This window comes from Blautia massiliensis (ex Durand et al. 2017) (genome assembly GCF_001487165.1).
GTDB classification, from domain to species: Bacteria; Bacillota; Clostridia; order Lachnospirales; family Lachnospiraceae; genus Blautia_A; species Blautia_A fusiformis.
The window spans coordinates 338,610-356,148 of record NZ_LN913006.1 but is presented as its reverse complement, the minus strand read 5'-3'; the positions used below and the strand labels follow the sequence as shown (position 1 = coordinate 356,148).

The following is a 17,539-nucleotide window of genomic DNA, read 5'->3' as shown; positions in this document are numbered from 1 at the left end:
GATTTCTCTTCTCGCACAGATCTACAGATTTCCCATGAGTTTGTCTTTGATAATAGCCAAAATCTCACGGGGAATGTAGATAAAAAGACGCCAGCTTCGATACCTGGAAGGTACCATGGCCACTTCCCGGAATCCACATTTTCTTGCAATGGCTGCTCCTCTCCATACATGAAAATTGTTCGTCACCACGCCTACAGAACAGTCTGTGGTTCCGATCTTTCTGCAACTGAATTCCAAATTCTCTTTCGTACTGGTAGATTCCTCTTCCCGTATCAGTCTGTCCCCGTTTATTCCGTGACCGGTAAGATAACGATACATGGCCTCTGCCTCGGAAATGTTTTCTCCATCGCCTTTTCCTCCGGATAGCACTGCCTTCGTACCCGGATTTTCTTCAAGATAAAGAAGAGCCCTTCTGGCTCGTTCCAGAAGGGCAAGTGTCATCCGTGTTCCGTCCACATGGGCACCTAACACGATAATGTAATCCAGATTCTTCTTTACGCTCATTATCTTCCGCAGCAGTGTTTGTATTTCTTGCCGCTTCCGCATGGGCACGGATCGTTTCTTCCGACCTTGTGCGGTTTCACAACTGTGCCGGATTTCTTCTGCTCCATGTAGAGGGTTTTCTTTTTCTCTTCTGTGAAGATCTTGTCCCACTGAGGAAGGTTGTAAAGCCAGTCAGCCTTGGCATCTACCATGTTCTTATAGAGTGCCTCTTTATCAAATGCAAGGTTTACCTTGGTATCCTCATCCATAGTCTCGATCGGGTTCGGAACCTTCAGACTGTCATTGATTCCGTCAAGGAAACCAACCATAGTCATAACGTCCTGACCGTATTTCTCAGCAAGCTCTTTTACAGTTCCGGAAACAGTCTCATCCGGGTTCTCAAGAAGCTGCTCATAAATATTCTTCTCAATGTTAAAATAATTTGCCCAGAAGCGCTGAAGCTTATTCTTATCTGCATTCTGATTATAAGCAATGGAACGCCACTGCTCAAGAATTGTCATATCGCTCATTGTCTGATCCTCTTTTCCAAAATTTTAGATAAATAAGACGGAGATTTATATTCCGCTTCGCAATTTCTATTTATTATATCATCTTTTGGCGAAGAAATCAAATACATCTGTTTCATATCCGAGTTATTTTATCACACTGTGATTTAGTTCAAGCAGATATTCGCGCCCCCGCAGAGGACTTACTTGCTTCAGTTAAAATATTTTCTGAGAAGATAAGTCGGAGTGCAGCTCCATGCGTGACAGTAGCTGTTGACAATGCTGCTTCCATATGGAGATTCTGCAGGATTTTCCGGATTATAAAGCTCCCAGAATGTATCCGCACCGTGGCTTATCATTCCGCCCCAGTAATATTTCATATATTCCATTGCCTGGTCTTTTTTACCACACATCAGAAGTGCTTCCACAAAATGATGGTTCATATATGGAGAAACCATTCCTTTTTCCGGTTTCAGTTCCACCAGACGATCCAGTATTTCTGCTCCTTCTTCGCCGCTGACTGCTTCCGCCAGGATCATCCATACCTGACTTGCTCATGATATAAATGGCAATATCGTGCTTTCCAAGCATTACCGCTATACCCCTGTTTTTCCCCATGAACATGAATTTTTTGAGATCCTCTGTCTGTATGACGGAACTGCCCACACTGCGATACAAAGGATCGAACACACTTTGCATACCGGAGATATCTGTATCATCCCACCGCATACCACTCACAGTGTGGGGATCTTTGATGACAGTGTTGCTTTTAATATTCTGGGCCATGCTGCTGCGTTTTCACAAAAATGATATTGAATCCATCCTTACAAAGGACAGCACCGGAAATTCTGTAACGGAAATCCTCAACTACCTGAACCGTCACTACCAGAGCGTTACCTTACATGAAGCTGCAAAGCATTTTGGCTATAGTACTTCCCACCTCAGTACCCTGATCAAGGAAAGTACCGGACGGACATTTTTACAGATCATCCGGGATATCAAGCTGAACCAGGCATGTCATGCTCTGCGTGAAACCTCTCTCAGCAATCTTGCGATCTGTGAACTTGTAGGGTATGAAAGTCCGGAGCATTTCATGCGTACTTTTAAAAAAACATATGGAATGACTCCCGGTGAATACCGGAAGAAGAACAGGGAATAAAAGATTACAAGATCTTATATATTTTCTGTATAACAGATGCCGTTCCGGGAGATACTTATCATATCCTCCCCTTTAGAATGCAGAGGGCTTCGCGATGGTGCAGGCCCTCTGCGTTTCTCTTTTCACACTGAAGGTCATTTCACACCAAGCTTCTCAAGCGCCTTCGCCGCCTGCTTCAGATTCTCAAACTGGATGGTATGGATACCGGCTTTTCCGGCTCCCTCACAGTTCACGGCACGATCATCCAGAAATACCGATTTCTCCGGTTTCAGGCTGTAACGCTTCAGAAGTGTTTTGTAAATATCCACCTCAGGCTTGATCTGCTGCACATCACAGGAAAATACCACTCCATCCATATATTTCAGAAAAGACATATCCTGCTTTGTACGATCCAGCATATAAGTTCCGTAGTTGGAAAGGACATAGAGATGATATCCCTGATTTTTGAGATATTTCACCCAGGTTTCCGCATAATCATACAGATGCATACACTCCGGATCACGTCGTACCACCTCACGAATATCTGCTTCATATTCCGGTGCACTTTCCACAAATTTATCTACATACCAGGACTCCTCATGCTGTCCACGGTCCTGTTCCTCCCAGATTGGGTTTCGAAATACTGCATCTGCGATTTTCTGATACTTTTCTTCCGGGAAGTCATAGCTCCGAAGATACTCTTCCCAGTCATAGCCCATCAGCACATTTCCCACATCAAAAATAATATTCTCGATCATACGGTTTTCATCCTCTCTCGGCTTCTTATTTCCCCAGATCCGGTACGCCATCCAGAAAACATACGCTACGATCGGTACCAGAACTGCTGCCGCAAAAGCCCCCCGGAACAAAGCCTGGGCGTTTTCACTGCTTCCCCAGGCAAATGCCATTGGAAGGCAGAATATAAGAAGTAATATGACAACACCTGCAAGTGCCGCGATTCTTTTAAAATTTTTCATTGAACTTCCTTTCACATGATACATCCGCTATTCTATCTGTTATTTTAACTGAATATCTCTTTGAACCAAAAGGGCGCCGGAGAAATTCTTCCCCGGCGCTTCCTGTTGTCATAATCCTGATACTGTAAAAATAATTATCTATAAATGATGTCGTTTCTTCCTGGTCCGTTAGAGATCATTGTGATCGGGAATCCAATATGTTTTTCTACGAACTCTACATATTTTCTGCAGTTCTCCGGAAGATCCTCATATTTTTTGATTCCACGGATATCGCATTTCCATCCCGGAAGCTTCTCAATAACCGGTTTTGCTTTCTCAAGCTGCACAGTTGTCGGGAATTCTGTTGTCACCTCTCCGTCGATCTCATAGCCTGTGCAAACCGGGATCTCATCCAGATATCCCAGAACATCCAGTACTGTAAAAGCAACGTCTGTAGCTCCCTGGAGACGGCATCCGTATTTGGATGCAACACAGTCGAACCATCCCATACGTCTCGGACGGCCTGTAGTAGCACCGAACTCACCACCGTCACCGCCACGTTTTCTCAGCTCATCTGCTTCCTCGCCGAAGATTTCAGAAACGAATGCACCTGCTCCAACTGCACTGGAGTAAGCTTTGCATACGGTTACGACCTTCTTGATCTCATATGGAGGCAGGCCTGCACCGATGGCACCATAAGCAGCCAGTGTGGAAGAGGATGTAACCATCGGATAGATTCCGTGATCCGGGTCTTTCAGAGTTCCGAGCTGTCCCTCAAGAAGAACCTGTTTTCCCTCTTTCAGTGCATTCCAGAGATAGAGAGATACGTCGCATACGTATGGCTCAACCATCTTCTTGTATTCCATCAACTCATTCATGATGTCTTCCGGTTTCAGAAGAGGCTTATGATAGAGATGCTCAAGTGTTACGTTCTTGGTCTCGCAGATACGTACAACCTTCTCTTTCAGTGCTTCCTCATCAAAAAGCTCACTTACCTGGAAGCCGATCTTTGCATATTTGTCAGAATAGAACGGAGCGATTCCGGATTTTGTGGAACCGAAAGCCTTGCCTCCAAGACGCTCCTCTTCATACTGATCGAACAGAATGTGGTAAGACATTACCATCTGTGCTCTGTTGGAGATCAGGATCTTCGGTGCCGGTACTCCACGGCCTACTACTTCGTTGTACTCCTTGAAGAATACCGGAATGTTCAGTGCAACACCGTTTCCGATGACACTTGTTGTATGTCCGTAAAACACACCTGACGGAAGTGTATGAAGTGCGAATTTACCGTAATCATTTACGATGGTGTGGCCCGCATTGGCTCCACCCTGAAATCTTACGATGATATCAGCTTTCTCAGCAAGCATATCTGTGATCTTGCCTTTACCTTCATCTCCCCAGTTTGCTCCTACTACTGCAGTTACCATAACACAGTTCCTCCTTGTGTCTTTCTCTATTATTCGGAACGACATGTTCTCTGCCTGTAATACACAGAGACACGTCATTCCTGTCTGTGTTCATTTCTTAATGTTTATAACATCTTGGAATTATACGTTGATTTCAACCTTAACGCCAAGCAGATCCTTATGTGCATCCAGAACCGGCTGTACCACATTGGCGATAAATGCCTCTGTCTGCTCTTTGGCACGTCCTGTATATCTGGACGGATCCATGGATTTCTGAAGATCCTCAAGAGTCAGGTTAAATGCCGGATCTGCTGCGATCAGCTCAAGAAGATTGTTATCTTTACCCTCTACCTTCACGTTCTTTCCTGCTTCCATGGAAAGCTCACGGATACGCTCATGAAGCTCCTGACGGTCTCCGCCTGCCTTAACTGCATCCATCATGATATTCTCAGTTGCCATAAATGGAAGCTCAGACATCAATCTCTTCTCGATAACCTTCGGATAAACAACCAGTCCGTCTACAACATTGAGGCAGAGATCCAGGATTCCGTCGATCGCAAGGAATCCTTCCGGAACGCTGAGACGCTTGTTTGCAGAGTCGTCCAGAGTTCTCTCAAACCACTGTGTTGCAGATGTGATCGCCGGGTTCAGTGCATCGATCATCACATATCTGGACAGGGAAGCGATTCTCTCACTTCTCATCGGATTTCTCTTATATGCCATAGCGGAAGATCCGATCTGGGATTTCTCAAATGGCTCCTCTACTTCTTTCAGATGCTGAAGAAGACGGATATCGTTGGACATCTTATGTGCACTTGCAGCGATTCCCGCAAGGATATTCAGCACACGGGTATCAACCTTTCTGGAATAGGTCTGTCCGGAAACCGGATAGCAGGATCTGAATCCCATCTTCTCTGCGATCATCGGATCGATCTTGTCGATGGTCTCCTGATCCCCGTCAAAAAGTTCCAGGAAGCTTGCCTGTGTACCGGTTGTTCCCTTGGAACCAAGAAGTTTCATAGTGCTTAATACATACTCAAGGTCCTCAAGATCCATCAGGAATTCCTGTGTCCAGAGAGTTGCCCTCTTACCTACGGTTGTGGGCTGTGCCGGCTGGAAATGAGTAAATGCCAGAGTTGGCTGATCTTTATACTGTGCTGCAAACTTGGAAAGCTCCGCGATCACGTTCACAAGTTTCTTGCGGACAAGTTTCAGTGCCTCTGTCATAACGATAATGTCGGTGTTATCTCCTACATAACAGGAGGTTGCTCCCAGATGGATGATGCCTTTTGCCTTCGGGCACTGTACACCAAACGCATACACGTGAGACATTACATCATGGCGAACCTGACGCTCACGCTCCTTAGCCACATCATAGTTGATATCATCCGCATGAGCTTTCATCTCATCAATCTGCTCCTGGGTGATGTTAAGGCCAAGCTCACGTTCCGTCTCAGCAAGTGCGATCCACAGCTTTCTCCATGTGCGGAATTTCATGTCCGGGGAAAAAATGTACTGCATCTCTTTGCTTGCGTACCGCTCTGACAGCGGGCTTACATATCTGTCTGTATTCATTATTATCCTCCTGATTACATACATCCGGGCCGGAATGGCGAATGATCCGTTATCTGCCCGAATCTGGTTAATTCACGCCTCTTGAAATTATATAACATTGACTCTTTAAAAGCAACCGTTTGTTACTCCATACCCTGATGGAATTTTCCCAAAAATTCCTTCATTCTGCCATTTTCGGAAGAAAATACCTCCTGCGGCGTTCCCTCCACTGCGATCACACCCTTATCCATAAAAATGATACGGTCGGAAATATCTCTTGCAAAATTCATTTCATGAGTAACGATCACCATGGTGATATGCTCCTGAGCAAGATCCTTGATAACCTTCAGGATCTCACCGGTCAGTTCCGGATCAAGTGCAGATGTAGGTTCATCAAAAAACAGGATCTTCGGATTCATACAGAGCGCACGGGCAATGGAAACTCGCTGCTGCTGTCCTCCGGAAAGCTGAAAAGGATATGCCTTCTCCTTGTCTGCAAGTCCCATTTTCTTAAGAAGGCTTCTTGCCTGGGCGTAAACCTCATCTTTCTTTCTCTTCTGCACCTTCAGAGGTGCATCCACTATATTTTTCAGTACGGAAAAATGCGGAAACAGATTGAACTGCTGGAACACCAGTCCCACATCACCGTTTTTGATGATCTCGCCGCTGTCCGGCGTCTCAAGTCCTGTGGCACAACGCAGGATGGTTGACTTGCCGGAACCGGAAGGACCGATGATACTTAAAACTTCTCCCTCTTCCACGTCAAGAGAGATATCTTTGAGAACTTCCAGTCCGTCAAAGCTTTTTTTGATATGTTTCATTTCAAATAATTTCATATTTTGTACTCTCCATTCCGGTTAGCGGTAGTAATTCATACTTTTCTCAACCTTCTGCATCACAACAGCCACGATCAGGTTGAACACATAATAAAATATCGCAGCGATCACAAATGGCATCATTGTTGTCTGTGCACTTGCGATCTGCTTGGCAATGGTAAACATCTCCGCAACTGCCACAACAAACGCAAGGGAAGTATCCTTGACCAGCGTAATGACCTCATTTGTAATAGACGGCAAAATCCTCTTGATCACCTGTGGAAGGATGATGCGGAAAAATGTCTGCACCTTATTGTATCCAAGGATCTTTGCAGCTTCATACTGTCCCACCGGCATGGATTCAATGCCGCCGCGATAGATTTCTGCAAAGTAAGCTGCATAGTTGATGGCAAATGCGATAAATACAGCAATCAGACTATATCCCATGGAAATACGGATCCCGAAGATAAAATACGGACCGAAATATACCACCATCAGCTGCAGCATCAGCGGCGTTCCTCTCATGATGGATATGTAACCGGATACAATGGTACGGATCACTTTGTTTCTGGACATTCTGCCAAAACAGATCAGAAGTCCCAGCGGCAGAGAAAACAGCAAGGTTACAAAAAAGATCTCAATAGAGACCAGCATTCCTCCTGCCAGCTGCTGGAGCATTACACTAAAACTCATTTTTTTCCTCCTGGTTCGGAGTATCAGTCCTATTTATCGGACTGATACCTGTAATTCCTGTAAACAACAGGAAATGAGCGTGTACGGCAGCTCTTTCTGCGCCGAAGCACCCTCATTTCCTTTTTATGCGGAAGCTTCAAAAGCTTCTGCTATGTTTCTTATTTCTACTGCTGTTGGATAGCTTAAAAAAATATCTTCACAGCTTTTACTGTGCCGGATCTGTACCGGATCATTTGGATTCAGAATCGGTTTCTTTCTCTGTGCTGTCTGCACTTTCTTCTGTGTCAGCTTCTGCTGAATCAGAATTCTCTGTCTTATCCTTGTCCTCGCTGATGCAGAGCATGCTCTTATCCAGTTCATACTTATCTGCAAGCTTGTCAACCTCACCGGACTCGTCAAGCTTCTTGACCTCATCCCATACGAGATCCTTCAGTTCATCATTTCCCTTCTTGAATCCGATGCCATACTGCTCGTTCTGGATTGGCTCGTCAAGGATCACATATTTATCCTTGCCTCTCTGGGAAAGCTGATAGTTAGCAACACCGATATCAACAGCAACAGCGTCTGCAGCTCCGGAATCAATATTCATAAATGCAGTGTTGTAGTCCGGATTCTCTGTAAGAGATGCAAAGCTGTCCTTCAGTTCCTTATTGTCATCGTTGTTCAATGCGTCCAGTGCAGCGGATGCAGCCTGTACAACTACGTTCTTGCCCTTAAGATCCGCAAGCTTCTCAATTTCAGAATCCTTGGCAACTACGATCACCTGCTCATTGTTGATGTATGGATCACTCCATGTATAGTCATCCTCACGTCCGTTGATAGTAAATCCATTCCATATACAGTCGATCGTTCCGGAGTTCAGCTCCATATCCTTGGAATCCCAGTTGATAGGCTTCTTAACAAGTTCCCAGCCAAGATTATCACATACTTCCTGGGCAAGGTCAAGGTCAAATCCTACATATTCTCCGTTATCATCCTTATATCCGAACGGAGGATATTCAGCATCAAATCCTACGATCAGGGTCTTATCCTCAACACCTGCCTGTACACTCACTCCTGTTACCATCATTCCTATTGTCATCGCTGCCGCCATTACTACTGCAACTGTTCTTTTCTTCATGGTCATTCTCCTTTTTTCGGTTATCTCTTTATCACATGGTCACTCTACCACGTGAAAGCGTATGGTTATAGTAACATACCCAAAAGGAGCTGTCAAGAGCAAACCTTCTGCTCTGCCAGATAATCTTTGTATTTCTTTCTGGCCGTTTTCAGATATGTTCTGGAAATTGGGATTTCCGTCTGTCCGACCACAAAACTGTTCTTCTTAAGTGAAGTTACCTTCTCCATGTTAATACAAAAGCTCTGATGACATCTCAAAAAGCTGCTGTCTGACAGCTGTCCCGAAAAATCCCCCAGCCTGGCTCTGCAGCTGATCTTTTTTCCATCGGTAAGATGAAATGTCACACTGTGAAGACTACTGGATATATATGCCAGATGATCGTGCTGCAGTGTATAAACCTGTTTCCTGTAGCGAAAATACAGCGCTCTTCCGCCTTCACGCCTGCATACCTCCAGGATATGTACCAGAACATGTTCCAGTTCTCCACTTTCAACCGGTTTGACCAGATAGTTATAGGCAAACACTTCAAATGCTTCTTTATAGAATTTTTCATTCTCTGCCACCAGCACAACCGGGATATAATGTCCTTTCAGGCGCATTGTCCGTACAGTTTCCAGACTCCTGCCCTGATCACCATCCAGCCCCAGAAATATCAGATCGCAGATCTTGTGTCCCTCTGCCAGTCCTTTCAGAAGACTCTCTCTGGTCCGATACAGAAGGAGCTCTGCATCAGGGACCAGTGTGGAAAGCTGCCTGTACAGCTTCTGTGCATCCTTTCGTATTTCATCACATATCGCGATCGTCATCACTGCCATTGCCGTGTTTTCCTCCCTCATGCTCTTTCTGATATTAACATTTTATTTTCAAAGAAAGACCTACGCAATATGTGCTTCTAATTGTGCCTTGTTTTTTTACAAATTATTGCAATTCATGATCTGTTTTCGTATAATAATGTCATATAAGCACCAAAAGGAGTACTACTATGTCTGATTTCAGCAACAAATGCCGGGAATACCTAAAGGATACAGGAGAAAACGTTTATCAGTTATCTGCTTCTTCGGGACTTGACCGTACCTCGCTACAACGTATGATCACAGGGAAACGTCTTCCCGGTATTGATTTTGTGCGCCAGTTCTGCGATTCCCTCCGGATCAATCCTTCCCAGCGCAGGGAACTGATGGAATTATATAAAATAGAAAAAATCGGAAAAGAAATATATTACAACCGCAAATATATACAGGAGCTTCTGGGTGTTATCAGCTCCCAGCAGGTCATTTCCCGGGAGGGTTTTCTCAGGCTTCCATCCTTTCCCTTTTACCGTGGAACTTTTTCTCTTGATGTGGAAAAGAAGGTCCTGAGCCTTTTTGAGGACATCCTGTCTTCCGGTTCTTCTGAAACGATCCGTACCAACCTTCCGGCCAACTGCCGGCTTCTTGTACAGATCTTTTCCCATCTTTATCCCAAATATGAGAAACTGCCACCGGTGATCCAGATCCTGCCGCTTCACCAGAACCCGTCCGCCTCACCGGATTACAACATGAATCTGGAAACCTTTCTCTGCACACTCCTTCCGATCCTGTCAGGTTTTGTGGGCTACCAGCCATATTATTACTATACTCAGACAGGCCGAGAGTTTTCCAGCTATGAACTGTTTCCTTTTTTCTTACTCACTGAAAAAAAGCTGCTGCTGTTATCCTCGGATATGATGACCTGTATTTTTACTGAAAATCCGGAAGCGATCCACGCATATCAACAGGAATTCCGGCGGGCTCTTGAGAATTCCAGCCAATTCTTCCTGCAGTCGGATTCTCCGGACAGGATCCTTAATATCTTTGGTTCTATCATGCAGACAAAGATCTCAACAAATTTTGCACTGGAATCTCATCCCTGCCTTGCACTGATGTCCTATGGTCCGGGCTTTATTCAGTCATTGTTTGATAACAGGGATATCGATCTTTCCGATCCGGTCTATACCCAGCTGGCAGCGGTTCTGAACCAGACTTCCTTTTCTTTTACAGAAGCTGCCTTTTCCTGCAATTATTTTACACTGAGCGGGATCCGGAAATTTGCCTGTACCGGACTCCTTGACGGACCTTATTCCTACCATCAGACCCCTCTTCCGAAAGAAGAACGAAAAAAAGCCCTCAAGCATCTTCTTGACACAGATATGGGACATGAAAAATGCAGGATCCTGAAGCCTTCCGTACTTCCTGAAACCGGGATCCATCTGGAAGTTCTGTCTGACTATTCCGTTTTTCTCTGCTTTCTTTCCGAAAAAGATACTTTTCTCTGTATCTATCTGAAAGAGACCAGTATCGGACAGGCCCTGAATGATTACCTCTGTTCCCTGTCTGAGGAAGAATCCGTATATACAAAAAAAGAAGCCCAGCAGATCCTGCTGGGACTTCTTGAACAGCTTTAAGAGCCGGTACTTCTGTGATATTCTCTTGTGAGATCCTCCAGGATCCTGTCGGTTTCTCCGGATGCGATATGCTGCTCCGGGAGACCGGCAAAGCTTTTCAGAGCCTGGTCTGTTTCCTGCCTTACCATTTCATCTGTCTTCAGATCTTCCTGTCGTTTCCTGTATTCTTCTTCACTGTGAACACTGCGGTAGGCCAGAAGATAAACCTTCATCGCTTTCTCTGAATGCTTCTCCTTCCATGCTTTCCAAAAGCAATCCAGCGCTTTATCCATCTGGAACAGGTAACTGTATGCGCATCCCTGATTATGCAGGATCCTTTCACGCATCTCTCCGGTGATTTCTTTCCCGCCATGCTCCAGAAGCTTCTGATAAACACGGAGTGCATTCACATACATCCGATTCTCCATCAGCGCATCACCTTTGCGTTTCTCCCGTATTTCTTCAGGTTCACGTTTTCTGGCTTCAATGCGCCCGTTTAAGGTCTTAAGCTCTTCATAAGCCAGATAATTGATCTCTTTAAATATCGGATACAGTACTTCTTCAAGTCCGGCCTCTCTTCCAATATAAGGTTTCAGCTTGGCCGCAAGCTTCGGAAGCTCCAGTTCTTCCTCCAGCCAGGTACAGAGCTTACTGCTGATCAATGAGCTGTCCACAAGATAAAGATTGTTATAAAGATAATAGCAGAGTTCTTCTATAGAATAGATATTGGTACTGATATTTTCGATATAAAACGGCTTCTCTGCCTTTTTTACCTGACATAAAATATATCCGCTCATGCCTGCTTCCTTTCTTCCTGCTCATCCCATCGTACCAGTTCCCTCCAGATCTTCCCACTGGAAGGATACATTTCGCCAAAGCCCAGATCCTCTACTGTGATCTCACAGTCTCTCGGCGATACGTATTTCAGCGTGAGGGAAAGCCTTGAAGTCCGATTAGGCCGCTTTGGCAGACCCTCAAGTGCCATGGCCACACGTTTCTTCTCGGTTTCTTCCGGAATACTTACCACAAATACCAGTTCACTGGTATCATCCAGGATCAGCTCGCAGGATGCACTGCATTCATACCAGTTGCTGCCGCTTTCGATCAGCGGATAGTAAGCCGGAGAGCCCATCACCCGCATATCCATTCCTACGTCCGCAGCCACCAGCGAATCGCTTAAATAGCGGTAACCTTTGAGTTTTTTATCCTCCAGCCTGTCCTTACCGGCTATGCAGGCTCCCTTTGCAAAAAGATTGTTTCCGTAAAAAACCTTCCGTCCCTGATGACACAGGAGCTTTACAGACTGCTGTGCCCACTGCTGGTCAAATCCTTCTCCCGTGATCTGCACACTGGAGAAGAGCTCTTTGCCGAGAGTCTTACTGATAAAACGGTAAAATTCCACATCACGGATCTCTTCTTCCGGTTCAAGCTTTGTACTGACCGGATCCTCCAATTTTACAAGCACCGGTCTGGAAGAGCCGTTGATGGTCAGCTTCCGGAAGGTTACCGTATCGCCTGCAAAGGCATACCAGCCTACACTTCGATTCCAGGTTTCCCGCTTCTGTCCCAGTGCATAATAATAAAAGCTCTCGCCATAGTCCATAAGCATATATTTCTCACGGGAAAAACCTGCAAGGCTGCAGGCCTTCTGATAATTCCGTACCTGAAGTGTACTAAGCTCCGGCGATGTGATACAAAGGCACCGGGTATTCTTTACGATATCCTGGATTCCCAGAAATTTCAGGATTCCCCTTAGAAAATGTGCCAGAAGCTCTGCCGGCTCTTTTTCCTCTCCTGCCACCTGGATCTTTTCTTCCTTCTGACAGATATCATAAATATTTCCGATCATGATCCCGCCCTTTTCCCTGGCAAAATACTCTGCTTCCAGGCCTACGCAGTAATCACCGTGATCGGTACGATAGCAGATACAGCCCGGAGCTTCGTACTGACTGGCTCCTACCTTCATGGAAAGAGAACGGGCTTCTTCTGCTTTTCTGTCATAATAACAGATCTGTGTGTATTCTTTTCCAATATCAATTCCTATGATCAAGTCACGAATTTCATTCATCTTTCCGGTTCCTTCTCTATGACAAACATTTCATTAACGTACTGTTCCTGCCGGAGATACTGTGCCAGCTTCTCCTTCACTTCCGTGTCTTTCTCCAGTTTCCTTGCACAGAGTATCTGATTGATCAGCTGATATTTGCTGGATGCCTGGTCATTACTCTGGCTCATGGTCAGTATTTTTTCTTCCGTTTTGTGTACACCGGTTTCATCTTCTGTCTGGAAATAATATCGCAGGGTCTCTCCATAAAACAATGTAAATGCTCTGGCAAAAATTCCCTCATAGACATTTTTGAGCGGTTCACTTTTATAGTCCGGTACAGTTCCAAGTCCTGTATCCAGGGAATAATACAGTGTGACCAAAGTCTCCGGTGAAGTATGATACTCTACAAAAGTCTTATCATCCAGCTGATACGGTCGCAGGATACTCTGATCCAGATTCCGGAAAAACTCAAATAGCATTCCTTCCTTTACACAGGAGGAGAGGATTTTTTCCTCCATTTCCAGATTTTCTTCATCAGCAGTTTTTTCTTCGGAAAGCAGTTTCAGAAGGGTCAGGTCACAGATCCGGTCTCCGGGCCACTCCTTTTCTCTGCGATTTTTCAGATACTCCTTAAGTCCAGGCATCTCCGGCATTTCTTTTACAAACATTCCGTAAGACATCAGAGTCAGATACGCACCAATCACACTCTCTTTTCCGGAATGACGGATATATGCTTTCAGGATATCCGCACCCTCTGGCCGGTAATCCCAGTTAAACATCAGAAGAGAAAGGATCCTCTCCTCCAGATTATAGGTATCCATCTCAAACCCACAGGCACTTTTCCAGATATCCAGAAGTTCATCCACAGGTCCAAACCGGAATTTCATCAGATACATGAGAATCACTTCATCATAGATTCCCTGTCGGTATACATGAGAGGAAAGTGCGATCAGCTCTTCGTCTTCCGCACAGTCACAGCGGATGATCATACGGCTTACCAGCTTCAGAAGAGCACGCTCCTCTACTCCTTCAAATCCAAATGCTTCCACCACGCTCATAGCCTGCGGAAACAGTCCCCGCTGGATCAGGATCTCCAGAAGGGTTTTCCGGTCGACCATGGCATATTCCCGATAATCCATCATCTCCAGACAGGCATCCAGATCTTCTCCCTGCACGTGATCCCGATAATAATCCAGGATCTTTTTGCGGATCAGCCTCTTATATTCATCGGTAAACGCCGGTGAAAGGACCAGTTTCTGAAAAATTCCCAGATTCTTACGACTGATCTCCTGACCCTGACAGTAATACAAAAGCACAGCCGGTTCATCCGCCCCTTTTTCCAACACTGCCGGAACCATCTCACGATCATCAAAAAGTGGTGTCAGATTATAATCTACCGTAGCAGCATAACGTCTCTGTTTTTCATCCTGAAATACAACGGCCGCATCTTCGCTGCAGATCCTTGGGTAAGCGATCCCATGGATACACGGATAGATTTCTTCCTGTTTCATCTGTCTGTGACGGACGATCACACTGCGAACCTTCGGATCATCCGTATATAGCCGGCAGGTAAACATTCTGGAGGCGATCACCTGCGCTTTTTCGCTGTCCGATGGTTCCCGCATGAATTCCTGATAAACAGCGGCATAATTTTCATTCATCCGGCCTTCCCGTAACTTACGGAAAGCAAATTCCTCCATGCTTTCACGATAACTTTCGTATGTCTGTGGATCACGTTCCTTCCCTGCAATGATGCATGCATACAGATAGGCACGCTTGGAATCACCGAGAGTATTGTTGTTATAGGTAAAATACATCAAAAGCGGTTTCGGCAGGACTCTCCGATAAGAAGTATCCAGTGTTTCCACATAATATTCATACAGCCGTGTGATCCGGATCCCGCGGTCCACGGCAGCGGAAAACCACTGAAAATATTCCGGTTTTCTTGGATTTCCCTTCATAATATATTTACAGATAGCTTCCACGGTATCATCCGACGGAAAGGCTTCACATCCCATGGCCATAGCACGGTACAGACTTTCGTTAAAAGCTTTCTCATAACCGGAAAGATATGCCAGGCGCATGACCAGCTCTTCCGTCAGCATCTGTTCTTTTCCTGCAAAAAGGAATACCTGGGCCCAGAACCCATTGATTCGATGCAGCAGAGACATATCTGCACAAATACTGTTCCATGCTTCCAGATATAGAAAAGGACTTGTACATCCCCGCTCAAAAAGTTCCTCCATCAGAAAGATCTTTTTTGACGGAGAAAGCGTATGATCCATTTCAAATACCAGTTTCAGAAGGATAAAGCTGTCTTCCTTCTGCATCTGGAAATTCTGTACCTTGCGGAGGGCCTGTTCCTTATCCCGGTACAGCCCGGTCTGTGTACACAGATACAGATAAATCCCTGCCAGTTCCAGTTCATTGTGATGAAAGGATTTATTCTGATAACGCTCAAGGATTTCTGAAGCCTGGTCATCTTCTCCTTCCAGATGAAGAAGATAGGCTTCCAGAAGCTGATATTCCGGATATTTCAGTCCGTTTTCGCCCATACGGTCAAGCTTCTCATGAGTAGAGGCTGTCCAGGCCTGAAAATCTGTTCTTTTACAGAGATATCCCAGGTATTCCTTCATCAGAGATATCCGATACTGTTTTTCCAGAAGATCCAGGTTCACGGCACTCTCAGTTCCTCTGGATGCAAGAACGTGATATACCAGTTTCTGGTATGGGGTTTTTACAATGATCTCGCCGTACTGATTTCCTTTTCCCAGTTTTTCCTGGCGGATCACATAGTTTATTTCACAGGTACTTCCGATAAAATCCTCTTCTGTGACCACATGCTTGCCTGCCTCCAGAAAATCCCCGTTTACCTCAATATCTGCCCGCAAGTGTCCCCATCCGCTCCTGTGGATATAAAGGGATTCCTGAACAGATTCACTGACATCATAAAAACTCGCCTCTTCTCTGTTCAGACTCAATGTCACCTTTTCCTTGGCACCGGCTGCGATCAGAAATTCCTCCAGATGCTGATAGGTCACCGGCTGCTGTGACATTCCTGCATAAAGAGAACGGATCTTCTCACTCTGATCACTCAGGATCAGGAAAAAATGTCGTTCTGTAAAGATCCGGTAAGCCTCATGGAAATCTTCCTTTGCAATGTGCAGAAATTCTTCCAGAGAAGATACCTTTCTGCCTGCACTCTTCACCTCTTCCGTCTGTACCTGTACAGTGAACGGCAGCTTATATTCTCCGATACTGGTAGTAAAACACAGCCAGCCTTCAAAGCTCTCTCCCGGCCTCATTCCCTCTGCATCTACCCCATAAGGCATGCGCACTGTGGTTCCGGAAAAGCGGTCAAATCCGGGCACCAGTCTCCGGTCAGATGAAGTCACAAAGCCACTGATCCTGCGGTTGTCATCGGTACCGAAATAAATCTCATCCTTTGTAGTCTCTCCTGCCTTCAGCGTAGCGAAAATACGGTCCTGTGAAAACAGAAGCTCAGGCTGTTCATAAATAAATTTTCCGTTAAGAAGCTGTTCTATCCTCTTTTTCAAAATATATACTCCTCATCAATATACACTGATTGTTGTCACTCGTATTTTATGATTATACACCAGATCAGAATGTGGCGCAACAGGTGTTCGCCTCTGTCCTTTTTATAAAGTTTCTGTTGGAAAAGCACGAAAAGCACGTCCGGCTCATAAGCTATAAGGAAATCCCCTTTGAGGTGAACCCTTGAAAACCTTTCTGAAACCGCTTTCTTTTGCGGAAGAGCAGTTCTATCTTCTACAGCTCCAAAGGGGCGATCCGGAAGCAAAAAATATCCTTATCGAACACAATCTCCGCCTCGTAGCACATGTTGCAAAAAAATATCAGGGATGTGACGAGGATCAGGATGATCTGATCTCCATAGGCACCATAGGTCTGATCAAAGCCATTTCCACCTTTGATCCCAGCCGGACTTCCAAGCTTTCCACTTATGCTGCACGGTGCATTGACAATGAGCTTCTCATGATGTTCCGTGCCCGCAGGAAACGTTCCAGAGAAGTTTCTCTCTATGAACCCATCGGCACAGACCGGGAAGGCAACGAGATCAGCCTTCTCGATATCATTGAAAGTCCACCCGTTGATGTTGTGGATGATTGTTTCAAAAGGGACAGCATTTCCTATCTTCTCCGTTATATCCGGACAGTACTCTCCCCAAAGGAATACCAGGTGATCTGCTGCCGCTACGGTTTGAATGGTCAGGAGCCACTGACCCAGCGAGAGATTGCTGAAAATCTCTCCATCAGCCGCTCCTATGTATCCCGTATCGAAAAGAACGCTCTTCGAAAACTCCGTACTCTTTTTCCTGAAAATCAGTAAAGGGGAGAACGTTCTTTTCGTTCTCCCCTTTACTCTCTTATCCACCCTT

General features: G+C 45.4%; 17 protein-coding genes. 4 read left to right on the top strand and 13 right to left on the bottom strand.

The genetic code is table 11. The annotated features are described in order from the left end of the window. Positions 1-21: 21 nt before the first annotated feature. The 3 genes from BN3261_RS02665 to BN3261_RS02655 all read right to left on the bottom strand — a co-directional run bounded on the left by BN3261_RS02665 (position 22) and on the right by BN3261_RS02655 (position 1,528). Positions 22-504, bottom strand: coding sequence for a YdcF family protein (locus tag BN3261_RS02665; protein ID WP_059085398.1), 483 nt, complete (start codon positions 502-504; stop codon positions 22-24). After that, a complete protein-coding gene (locus BN3261_RS02660) occupies positions 504-1,013 on the bottom strand; it encodes an SEC-C metal-binding domain-containing protein (protein ID WP_059085397.1) in 510 nt (169 codons plus the stop codon). Before BN3261_RS02660 ends, BN3261_RS02665 begins: the two co-directional genes overlap by 1 nt. Positions 1,014-1,201: 188 nt before the next feature. Beyond that, positions 1,202-1,528, bottom strand: coding sequence for a hypothetical protein (locus tag BN3261_RS02655; RefSeq protein ID WP_059085396.1), 327 nt, complete (start codon positions 1,526-1,528; stop codon positions 1,202-1,204). A gap of 37 nt (positions 1,529-1,565) precedes the next feature. Here BN3261_RS02655 and BN3261_RS18350 point away from each other — a divergent pair, with 37 nt between their 5' ends. Then, entirely contained in the window at positions 1,566-1,799 is a 234-nt protein-coding gene (locus BN3261_RS18350) for an AraC family ligand binding domain-containing protein (RefSeq protein WP_161206363.1), read from the top strand. Then, entirely contained in the window at positions 1,744-2,148 is a 405-nt protein-coding gene (locus tag BN3261_RS02650) for a helix-turn-helix domain-containing protein (RefSeq protein WP_059085395.1), read from the top strand. The genes BN3261_RS18350 and BN3261_RS02650 overlap by 56 nt, the downstream gene beginning before the upstream one ends. 134 nt (positions 2,149-2,282) lie before the next feature. Here the strand turns inward: BN3261_RS02650 and BN3261_RS02645 are convergent, their stop codons facing one another. The 7 genes from BN3261_RS02645 to BN3261_RS02615 all read right to left on the bottom strand — a co-directional run bounded on the left by BN3261_RS02645 (position 2,283) and on the right by BN3261_RS02615 (position 9,489). Then, complete coding sequence (locus tag BN3261_RS02645) at positions 2,283-3,104, bottom strand: HAD-IA family hydrolase (RefSeq protein WP_015527102.1); 822 nt, start codon at positions 3,102-3,104, stop codon at positions 2,283-2,285. A 134-nt stretch (positions 3,105-3,238) separates the two neighbouring features. After that, the gene (locus BN3261_RS02640; protein ID WP_022426147.1) at positions 3,239-4,513 is read right to left on the bottom strand and encodes an adenylosuccinate synthase; all 1,275 of its coding nucleotides are present in this window, start codon (positions 4,511-4,513) and stop codon (positions 3,239-3,241) included. A 120-nt stretch (positions 4,514-4,633) separates the two neighbouring features. Continuing rightward, entirely contained in the window at positions 4,634-6,067 is a 1,434-nt protein-coding gene (gene purB, locus BN3261_RS02635) for an adenylosuccinate lyase (RefSeq protein ID WP_044961987.1), read from the bottom strand. Positions 6,068-6,189: 122 nt separating this feature from the next. Next, positions 6,190-6,882, bottom strand: coding sequence for an amino acid ABC transporter ATP-binding protein (locus BN3261_RS02630; protein WP_021652351.1), 693 nt, complete (start codon positions 6,880-6,882; stop codon positions 6,190-6,192). Between the two features lie 21 nt (positions 6,883-6,903). Continuing rightward, positions 6,904-7,554 carry an amino acid ABC transporter permease gene (locus tag BN3261_RS02625; protein WP_022426149.1) on the bottom strand — a complete coding sequence of 217 codons (651 nt, stop codon included), beginning with the start codon at positions 7,552-7,554 and terminating at the stop codon, positions 6,904-6,906. Positions 7,555-7,783: 229 nt separating this feature from the next. Continuing rightward, on the bottom strand, positions 7,784-8,674 hold the full coding sequence (locus BN3261_RS02620; RefSeq protein WP_015527098.1) for an amino acid ABC transporter substrate-binding protein: 891 nt from the start codon (positions 8,672-8,674) through the stop codon (positions 7,784-7,786). A 92-nt stretch (positions 8,675-8,766) separates the two neighbouring features. Then, the gene (locus BN3261_RS02615) at positions 8,767-9,489 is read right to left on the bottom strand and encodes a LytR/AlgR family response regulator transcription factor (RefSeq protein ID WP_059085394.1); all 723 of its coding nucleotides are present in this window, start codon (positions 9,487-9,489) and stop codon (positions 8,767-8,769) included. A gap of 167 nt (positions 9,490-9,656) precedes the next feature. Between BN3261_RS02615 and BN3261_RS02610 the strand changes: the two genes are divergently transcribed. Further along, positions 9,657-11,096 carry a helix-turn-helix transcriptional regulator gene (locus tag BN3261_RS02610; protein ID WP_059085393.1) on the top strand — a complete coding sequence of 480 codons (1,440 nt, stop codon included), beginning with the start codon at positions 9,657-9,659 and terminating at the stop codon, positions 11,094-11,096. Here the strand turns inward: BN3261_RS02610 and BN3261_RS02605 are convergent. Genes BN3261_RS02605 through BN3261_RS17870 form a run of 3 tightly spaced genes read right to left on the bottom strand, consistent with a single transcriptional unit; the run spans position 11,093 to position 16,679 of the window. After that, the gene (locus BN3261_RS02605) at positions 11,093-11,872 is read right to left on the bottom strand and encodes a hypothetical protein (protein WP_059085392.1); all 780 of its coding nucleotides are present in this window, start codon (positions 11,870-11,872) and stop codon (positions 11,093-11,095) included. The two genes, BN3261_RS02610 and BN3261_RS02605, sit on opposite strands and share 4 nt — an antisense overlap. After that, a complete protein-coding gene (locus tag BN3261_RS02600) occupies positions 11,869-13,143 on the bottom strand; it encodes a DUF5716 family protein (protein WP_022426152.1) in 1,275 nt (424 codons plus the stop codon). The genes BN3261_RS02605 and BN3261_RS02600 overlap by 4 nt, the downstream gene beginning before the upstream one ends. Beyond that, a complete protein-coding gene (locus BN3261_RS17870; RefSeq protein ID WP_235812332.1) occupies positions 13,140-16,679 on the bottom strand; it encodes a DUF5717 family protein in 3,540 nt (1,179 codons plus the stop codon). The genes BN3261_RS02600 and BN3261_RS17870 overlap by 4 nt, the downstream gene beginning before the upstream one ends. A 181-nt stretch (positions 16,680-16,860) precedes the next feature. Between BN3261_RS17870 and sigK the strand changes: the two genes are divergently transcribed. Beyond that, positions 16,861-17,490, top strand: a complete 630-nt coding sequence (gene sigK / locus BN3261_RS02590) for an RNA polymerase sporulation sigma factor SigK (protein ID WP_059085391.1) — start codon at positions 16,861-16,863, stop codon at positions 17,488-17,490. The last annotated feature ends 49 nt before the right edge of the window (positions 17,491-17,539 follow it).

What these genes read in the sequence shown, in the direction of transcription:
- BN3261_RS02605 (WP_059085392.1), bottom strand. Translation starts at nt 11,872, where the DNA reads ATGAGCGGATATATTTTATGTCAGGTAAAAAAGGCAGAGAAGCCGTTT.
- BN3261_RS02615 (WP_059085394.1), bottom strand. Translation starts at nt 9,489, where the DNA reads ATGGCAGTGATGACGATCGCGATATGTGATGAAATACGAAAGGATGCA.
- BN3261_RS02655 (WP_059085396.1), bottom strand. Translation starts at nt 1,528, where the DNA reads ATGATCCTGGCGGAAGCAGTCAGCGGCGAAGAAGGAGCAGAAATACTG.
- BN3261_RS02650 (WP_059085395.1), top strand. Translation starts at nt 1,744, where the DNA reads ATGACAGTGTTGCTTTTAATATTCTGGGCCATGCTGCTGCGTTTTCAC.
- BN3261_RS02630 (WP_021652351.1), bottom strand. Translation starts at nt 6,882, where the DNA reads ATGAAATTATTTGAAATGAAACATATCAAAAAAAGCTTTGACGGACTG.
- BN3261_RS02620 (WP_015527098.1), bottom strand. Translation starts at nt 8,674, where the DNA reads ATGAAGAAAAGAACAGTTGCAGTAGTAATGGCGGCAGCGATGACAATA.
- BN3261_RS02645 (WP_015527102.1), bottom strand. Translation starts at nt 3,104, where the DNA reads ATGAAAAATTTTAAAAGAATCGCGGCACTTGCAGGTGTTGTCATATTA.
- BN3261_RS02640 (WP_022426147.1), bottom strand. Translation starts at nt 4,513, where the DNA reads ATGGTAACTGCAGTAGTAGGAGCAAACTGGGGAGATGAAGGTAAAGGC.
- BN3261_RS02660 (WP_059085397.1), bottom strand. Translation starts at nt 1,013, where the DNA reads ATGAGCGATATGACAATTCTTGAGCAGTGGCGTTCCATTGCTTATAAT.
- BN3261_RS02625 (WP_022426149.1), bottom strand. Translation starts at nt 7,554, where the DNA reads ATGAGTTTTAGTGTAATGCTCCAGCAGCTGGCAGGAGGAATGCTGGTC.
- purB (WP_044961987.1), bottom strand. Translation starts at nt 6,067, where the DNA reads ATGAATACAGACAGATATGTAAGCCCGCTGTCAGAGCGGTACGCAAGC.
- BN3261_RS02600 (WP_022426152.1), bottom strand. Translation starts at nt 13,143, where the DNA reads ATGAATGAAATTCGTGACTTGATCATAGGAATTGATATTGGAAAAGAA.
- BN3261_RS02610 (WP_059085393.1), top strand. Translation starts at nt 9,657, where the DNA reads ATGTCTGATTTCAGCAACAAATGCCGGGAATACCTAAAGGATACAGGA.
- BN3261_RS02665 (WP_059085398.1), bottom strand. Translation starts at nt 504, where the DNA reads ATGAGCGTAAAGAAGAATCTGGATTACATTATCGTGTTAGGTGCCCAT.